7 protein-coding genes are annotated in these 6,804 nt (G+C 58.1%); 1 reads left to right on the forward strand and 6 read right to left on the reverse strand.

The annotated features are described in order from the left end of the window. Nucleotides 1-286: 286 nt before the first annotated feature. Nucleotides 287-1,225 carry an aldo/keto reductase family protein gene (locus GT019_RS11235; RefSeq protein WP_161743237.1) on the reverse strand — a complete coding sequence of 313 codons (939 nt, stop codon included), beginning with the start codon at nucleotides 1,223-1,225 and terminating at the stop codon, nucleotides 287-289. Nucleotides 1,226-1,396: 171 nt separating this feature from the next. Between GT019_RS11235 and GT019_RS11240 the strand changes: the two genes are divergently transcribed. Beyond that, a complete protein-coding gene (locus tag GT019_RS11240) occupies nucleotides 1,397-1,729 on the forward strand; it encodes a winged helix-turn-helix transcriptional regulator (protein WP_161743238.1) in 333 nt (110 codons plus the stop codon). Nucleotides 1,730-1,818: 89 nt separating this feature from the next. On the opposite strand, the gene GT019_RS11245 is transcribed toward GT019_RS11240, so the two are convergent. From GT019_RS11245 to GT019_RS11265, 5 genes are all read right to left on the reverse strand, one after another. Next, on the reverse strand, nucleotides 1,819-2,835 hold the full coding sequence (locus GT019_RS11245; RefSeq protein WP_161743239.1) for an HD-GYP domain-containing protein: 1,017 nt from the start codon (nucleotides 2,833-2,835) through the stop codon (nucleotides 1,819-1,821). A gap of 208 nt (nucleotides 2,836-3,043) precedes the next feature. Beyond that, entirely contained in the window at nucleotides 3,044-3,625 is a 582-nt protein-coding gene (locus GT019_RS11250) for an RNA polymerase sigma factor (RefSeq protein WP_161743240.1), read from the reverse strand. 215 nt (nucleotides 3,626-3,840) lie between these two features. Beyond that, nucleotides 3,841-5,070 (reverse strand): stalk domain-containing protein, encoded by a 1,230-nt coding sequence (locus GT019_RS11255; RefSeq protein ID WP_161743241.1) that lies wholly within the window; start codon nucleotides 5,068-5,070, stop codon nucleotides 3,841-3,843. A gap of 98 nt (nucleotides 5,071-5,168) precedes the next feature. Beyond that, a complete protein-coding gene (locus GT019_RS11260; protein ID WP_161743242.1) occupies nucleotides 5,169-5,783 on the reverse strand; it encodes a phosphatase PAP2 family protein in 615 nt (204 codons plus the stop codon). 197 nt (nucleotides 5,784-5,980) lie between these two features. Further along, nucleotides 5,981-6,804, reverse strand: an 824-nt coding sequence (locus GT019_RS11265; RefSeq protein WP_161743243.1) for an S-layer homology domain-containing protein, incomplete at its 5' end; no start/stop codon positions are given.

Genomic DNA, 6,804 nt, shown 5'->3' on the forward strand with positions numbered 1-6,804 from the left:
CCTTGTTTTTTATCGCGCCGTGCTCAATCGACACGGATTCTCGTTCGACACGGATTTCGGCGCATTTCCGATCAATGTGCAGTCACTAGTGCCGTACTTTGCGTCGATTCCCGCTTTTCAGGAGATGTACGGCACCAGGTGCCGTTCTTTCGGCGATGGCGCTGCATTTCCAGTCATGTACGGTACCTGGCGCCGTTCCTACGGCGATGTCGTCGCATTTCCGCCAATGTACCGTTCCGGGTATCTTCAAATCGGCGATAGCGCCGCTCCCCGTACCCAGACGGCTCTATTTCAAGATCTCTTCCACCCGCGCGAGCACGTCCTCGCTCAGCTGAATGCCGGACGCGTTCACGTTCTCGACGACTTGCTCCGGACGGCTGGCGCCGACGAGCGCGCTCGCGACGTTCGGCTGGCGGAGAATCCATGCCAAGGCCAACTGGCCCGTGGAAATCTCCAGCTCCGAGGCGATCTCGGACAATGCCCGCACTTTGGCCAGCTTCTCTTCCGTGATGCCTTTGCGCATCCACTCGAGCTTGTTCGCGCGGCTGTCCGCCGGGATATCCGCCACGGACGCGTATTTGCCCGTCAGCAAGCCCTGCGCGAGCGGGGAGAAGACGACTTGTCCGATGCCGTTTTTCTCGCCGTACGGGATGACTTCCTTCTCGATGTAGCGTTCGAACATATTGTAGATCGGCTGGCTGACCACGATACGGTCCAGCAAGTACCGGTCGGCCGTCGCCAAGGCATCGGCCATCTGGGAAGCCGTCCATTCGCTCACGCCGGCGTACAGCACCTTGCCGGAGCGGATCAGGTCGTCGATCGCGCGCAGCGTCTCCGTCAGCGGCGTCGCCGGATCGTAGCGGTGGCAATAGAAAATGTCCACGTAGTCCGCGCCGAGCCGCTTCAGGCTCGCGTTGGCCTGCTCGATCACGTGCTTGCGGGACAAGCCGCGGTCGTTCGGTCCTTCGCCCATCGGCCAGAACGCTTTCGTCGCCAGGACGTACGATTCCCGTTTATAGGCTTTCAGCGTCTCGCCAAGCAGCACTTCGGCCGCGCCTTGCTCGTACACGTTTGCCGTATCGAAGAAATTGATGCCCAGGTCGTATGCTTTCTCGATCGCCTGCACCGCGTTCTGCTTCTCCACGTAACCGCCGTAGGTCAGCCAGCTTCCGAGACTGATCTCGCTTACCTTCACGCCGCTTCCGCCAAGTCTTCTGTATTGCATCGCAATCCCTCCAAGCTCGATTTTGTCGGTCTTTCCGGCTTGCTTCCAAACCCACAATCTATTCTAAAGCTGTTAATTTCAAATAGATAGTAGTGAAATAAATCTCATTATATTATACCGATTATATCTGCTATACTTAAAGTAACTATGATTTGGGGAGGCTTGAACACCATGACCTTGAACAATTACGTTCCGAAAGAACCTGCCGTTATCGAGTGCAATATCGAGAAAACGCTGGATGTCATCGGCGGAAAATGGGCCTTTCTGGTACTCCGCGAGCTGTTTTGCGAGAAACGCCGCTTCGGCGAGCTTCAGCGTCAGATCCCCGACGTGAGCCCGCGGGCGCTGACGAGCACGCTGCGCCACTTGGAGAACCAAGGGGTGCTGGAACGGCACGTCTTCCCGACCGTTCCCGTGACGGTCGAATACTCCCTCACGCCGAAAGGCGTGGACCTGCACTGCATTTTGCACGAGATGAAGCTATGGGCCGCCAAATGGACCTGAACCTACAGACTTAAAGAAAAAGAGCAGGCCGGACGCCGATCGTCCTTGCCTGCTCTTTTTGTTCGCGCTAAGGCAGTGATGCGCCCTCGCTAAATGCCGATGATGCGCTTGATCTGCAGCTTGCGCTCGCAGGATAGGTCGACGAACTCCTCGCCGACTTTGACGAGCGGCGCTTCGCCGTCATGCGGGTTGATGTAGACGATCTCGCCGACCCGCTCGTCCGTCAAGAGACATCGCTGCCCGACGAGCTTCGTCGTGATGTTCTCGAGGAAGACCGATACGATCGTCGGATCCAACTGCCCGAAATACCCTTCGCGCAGCTGGCGCACGACCTCGTAGAACGGCAGCGCTTTATGATAGGGGCGATCGGATGACATGGCATGGAAGATGTCCGCCACCGCCACGATTTTACTGAACGGGTCGATGTTGTCCGAAGTCAGCCCAAGCGGATAGCCGCCTCCGTCCTCGCGCTCGTGATGCTGGAGCGCGACCAGCGCAGCGCGGTAGCTGACGCCCTCGGTTTTCTTCAAAATCTCGTAGCCGTAGATCGCATGCTTCTTGACGAGCTCGAACTCGTCCTCCGTCAGCTTGCCGGGCTTATTGATGATCGCCTCCGGGATTTTCACCTTGCCGACGTCGTGCAGGGTCGCGGCGATCGTAAGCGCTGTCAATTCCTCTTCGCCGAAATTAAGCCATCTGCCGATCATCGTGGAGAGGACGCCGACGCCGATGTTATGCTCGTACGTATAGTCGCCCTGCGCTTTCACCGCTTCGAACAGCTCGAATATATTCGGATGGTTCGCCACGTTTTGGACGGCCGGCACGACTTCCGCCTCAAGCTCCTTCAGCGGGACCTGTCCCGTTTCCTGAATGGCCGCGTACAACGCTTTGGCGCGTTCCACGATGCCGCCCACCGCTTCGCGCGGCGACTTGGCCGGGGCCGGTTCGGACCGCGCGGCTTCGAAGAACATGGACAGATTGTCTATGCCGTGCTTTTCCAGTAGAATCAAATGCTCTTCGCGCAGGAGGGTGCCTGCCGGAAGAACGGTAACGCCGAAGGCATTCACCATATCATGTTTTGCGATTTTGCCCAAGTAATGTCGCATCGTGCCTCCACCGAATTCAGACTTGTCGAATATTCCCAAGGTAAATCTTAACTGCTAGTTATACAATACCACGACACCGCGCCTATTGTCCTATGGAATTGATTTACATATTTCGAGAGTAGGCTTAAAGTCCTTCTGTTGACGGATGATGCCCGCGCAAAAAGCCCCTTTCGGAAAAGGGGCTCCTGTCATGCGGCCTATGTCCGGCCTATAGTTCGCCCGTCATCAGCGCGGACGTCCAGCGCTCGAGCTTATACGGCAGCGGAGCGCTCTTGCGCCTAGCCGGCTTGCTCCGCGCGGGTCCGCCGGCGAGCTCGGGTCGCCCTCGCTTGCGCAGCGCGTTCTTGGAACGATGCAGCACCATTTTGACGGCGGGCACGGTGCAGTGCAGCACGTCGGCGATGTCTTGATAGGAGTAATCGAATACCTCCGCCATCAGCAGCATTTCCGTCTCGCGTTCGGACAAATGCTCCGTCAACCACTCCAATATTCCCTGTACGGACGCATAATCGGGATCGTGATGCGGCTGCAGCAGCGCTTCCTCGATCGGCACGGTCACGCCGCGGCGCTTGCGGTGCGCGTCGATCTGCAGATTACGGGCGATTTTATAGAGCAACGAACGCGGATGGCGCAGCTTGCCCGTATCCCGATACTGTTTGAATGCCCGAAGAAGCGCCTCCTGCAGCAAATCCTCCGCCTCCCACTTCGAAGACGTCAAATAGGCGCAATACGCCCGCACATGCTTGAGATGCGGCTTCACGGATTCCTCGAACTCAGTCCACGGTTTCATGCTTTCGCCCCCTTGCCGATTGTCAGGTCCGGTATGATCGACTCTAGTCTAGCAGGCCATTATGAACCTCGTGTGAAAAAGCGCGGAACCGGCCTTGCTGGTCTGCGGCGCTGCAAGCGGGACGCGACTGAACGACCTCTTAGTCGCCGGAAAGACGGCAACGCAAAACAAACCCCGCTTCGTCCCGAGGGACAAAGCAGGGTTTGGACTGTGAACTATTCTTCGATCAGCTCGCTGATCAGCTCGTTCGCGTTGGAGCCGGGCAGAACCAGCCATTTGCCGTCCTTCTTCTCCATCTCGTAGACCGCGACGGAGCGGAACGCGACATTGTCCTCTTCCGTGCCGTCTTTGGCATTGAGATCGTAGCGGAATTCCGCCAGCACGGTCGCGCTGTCCCCGTCCAATTCGACGACGGCCGTGCGGACAAGCGCCGCTTTGAGGGTCATATCCTTGTTATCGACCCAATCCTTCGTATCGCTGACATCGTCGTCGTAGCCGTCGGCATCCGGCACGAGCGTTGCTTTGTACGCCTCGATATCTTGTGCGTTCAGGGCCGCTGCCTGCGCGCTCACGAGCGCGTTCAAGGCCGTCTTGTCCGCGTCGGGAGCCTGGATTTCCTGCGCCCATACGCTGTCCTCGTCAAGCACGGCATCGGTGTCTACCTCTTGGAGATAGATAGCCCATTTGCCGTTGGCTTCCCTGTGCAGGGTGTAATAGATCTCGTACTCCTTGTCCGGGAAGAATCCGGTGCCGCTGACGCGGGTCGTATCCTCCACCGTATACACGACCGCTTCCGATGACGAGTAGGAATCCAAGGTCATCTCCACGTAGTCGGTTTTGGTGTGGAATTTGGCAAATTGATCGTGAACGATCTCGCTTACGGAATCCTTCATCGGGGACTGGGAGTGGAACAGCGCCACGTAGGCGTCCGCATCCTGCTTGTCCTCGGCGGCCGCCAGGCTGTTCAGCACGGCGAACACTTCCGCTTGCTGCGCGGGCGTAGCGCCCTTGTCGTCGATCGAGACGATCTTCTTGGCGCCGTCCCATGCGACGTTCTTATCGGACAGCGTCGCGATGAAACGAACGCCGACCATCGTGCGGCCGTTCAACAGCTTCATCTCGCCGTTGACCGGAACCTTCGTTCCGTCCACGAGCGCGGTCGTGCCCGTCGGCGTCATCTGGATGCTGCGGCTATCCGATTTTGCCTTGATCGTCTTGGTCGCGGCGTCGTAATCGATCGCGTACCCGAGCTTCGCGAAGAGCGTGCGGAATTCGACGTACGTCTTGCCGTTCAGCAGCACGGGCGGCGCCGGGAAGATGACCCATTCCCCGTTGAGCTTCACTTTGATGTCCGCGGCCGCGTTCGTGCTCGCCGCGGAAGCCGTGCCCGCGAACGACGCCAACACGACCATCAGCGTCAATGCCAATCCTATCCAACGTTTCATGTTAAACCTCTCTCTCGTCTAATAAAAAATAATAGCTTGCCATCTACATGGTATCCGATTGGTAGGATATTCTCAATACTCCAATAGATTCAAGTCCCCTACCTGCGGGCTCGCGCCCATTGTCGAAACAACCGGACGCACAGCGTCACCCAGCAGGCGCTGACCCAGTAGCCCGCGAGAACGTCGGACGGATAATGCACGCCCAGGTAAACGCGGCTGAGGCCGATGCTTACGATCATGACCGCGCTGAACGCCAGCAGCGCCGTTCGCCATCCCCGGTTCGGCAGATGCCGCCACAGCAAGTAGGTAACCAGGAAGTAGAAGGAGAACGCCGCCATGGAATGGCCGCTCGGGAAGCCGTAGCCCTGCTCCTCGACGATCCGGTGGATGTCCGGACGGGCGCGCTTATAGATCGGCTTTAGCGCGTCGTTAAGGAGCGTCGATCCCAGCATGCCGCCAATGAGCAGCACGAGTTCCTTGCGGTGCCGAAGCACGACGAACAAGATCAGCGCGATGACGAGCAGCGCGGGAATGACGACGGACGACGAGCCGATCTTGCCCAACGCTTTGGCAATCGCGGTCAGCGTGTCGTTCTCCCGGCCCTGCACGGCATGGATGATGGACGCATCGAACCGCTCCAGCTTATTCCGCGACACGAGCATCGCTAAGCCCTGAAAGCCGGCTACCGCGAGAATTAACAAGATGATCCACATGAAACGGATACCCCCGATGATAGAATGATCCTTATAGTATAGCGGTTTGAGGCGGGATTCGGCCACGATTTTTTCCCTTAAACTTGGGCGAAAAGCAAAATGCCGGAAAGTCCCGTGGACTTTCCGGCATTCCGAAGACGGGCAAGGCCGATAAGCCACTGCCCGGCCGATCTGCGCTTCAAGCCAATCGGATCGGCTTAAAGACTGCCGTTCTTCTGCAATAGCAGATAGAGACGGTAAATCATTTGCGCGGTTTCCGCTCTCGTCGCCTGACCCGTCGGGTTCAGCGCCGAGCCGCTGCCTTGGACAACGCCCGCTTTCACCATTTCCGCCGCGGCATCGACCGCGTACGGAGCCAGCTTCGCCGTATCCTTGAAGCCGTTCAGATCCGCCGGCGCGCCGGTCAGATCCAGCTTGCCGGTCACGTCCATTGCCCGGCTCATGAGCACCATCATGTCCTGACGCGAGATGAAGTCGCGCGGATTGAACTTGTTGTCGCCCGTGCCGTTCGCGATGCCGAGCGCTTTAACGATCCCAAGCGCCTTATAGTAGTAGTCGTTCGCGCTCACGTCGCTGAAGTTGGACTTCGCGTCCGCCTTCAGGTCCAGCATGCGGACGAGCATCTCCATGAAATCGGCGCGCGTAATCCGCTTGCTCGGCTCGAAGGTCGCGGACGACGTGCCGTTGATGATGCCCTTGTCGGCCAGCACCGCGATCGCATCCTTCGCCCAATCGTAATGGGCGTCTACGTCCTTGAACGGATTAGCCGGAATGACCGGGGTGCCCGGGTCTGTCGGCTTGCCGCCATTGCCGTTATTGCCGTTATTTCCGTTATTTCCGTTATTTCCGTTATTTCCGTTATTTCCGTTATTTCCGTTATTTCCGTTGTTGCCGTTGTTGCCGTTATTGCCTCCACCAGTGTCCGCAGACGTTTTCTCCGTTGTCGAAGGTCCGCTCGTGCTCCAATTGCCGGACGCATCTCCCGCTTCGACCTTGAACGTGTACGACGTGTTCGCCGTCA

It is taken from the genome of Paenibacillus glycinis, assembly GCF_009909185.1.
GTDB lineage: Bacteria > Bacillota > Bacilli > Paenibacillales > Paenibacillaceae > Paenibacillus_Z > Paenibacillus_Z glycinis.

Excerpts from the sequence above, each read along its gene's own strand:
- GT019_RS11245 (WP_161743239.1), bottom strand. The coding sequence starts at position 2,835 with ATGCGACATTACTTGGGCAAAATCGCAAAACATGATATGGTGAATGCC.
- GT019_RS11250 (WP_161743240.1), bottom strand. The coding sequence starts at position 3,625 with ATGAAACCGTGGACTGAGTTCGAGGAATCCGTGAAGCCGCATCTCAAG.
- GT019_RS11255 (WP_161743241.1), bottom strand. The coding sequence starts at position 5,070 with ATGAAACGTTGGATAGGATTGGCATTGACGCTGATGGTCGTGTTGGCG.
- GT019_RS11240 (WP_161743238.1), top strand. The coding sequence starts at position 1,397 with ATGACCTTGAACAATTACGTTCCGAAAGAACCTGCCGTTATCGAGTGC.
- GT019_RS11260 (WP_161743242.1), bottom strand. The coding sequence starts at position 5,783 with ATGTGGATCATCTTGTTAATTCTCGCGGTAGCCGGCTTTCAGGGCTTA.
- GT019_RS11235 (WP_161743237.1), bottom strand. The coding sequence starts at position 1,225 with ATGCAATACAGAAGACTTGGCGGAAGCGGCGTGAAGGTAAGCGAGATC.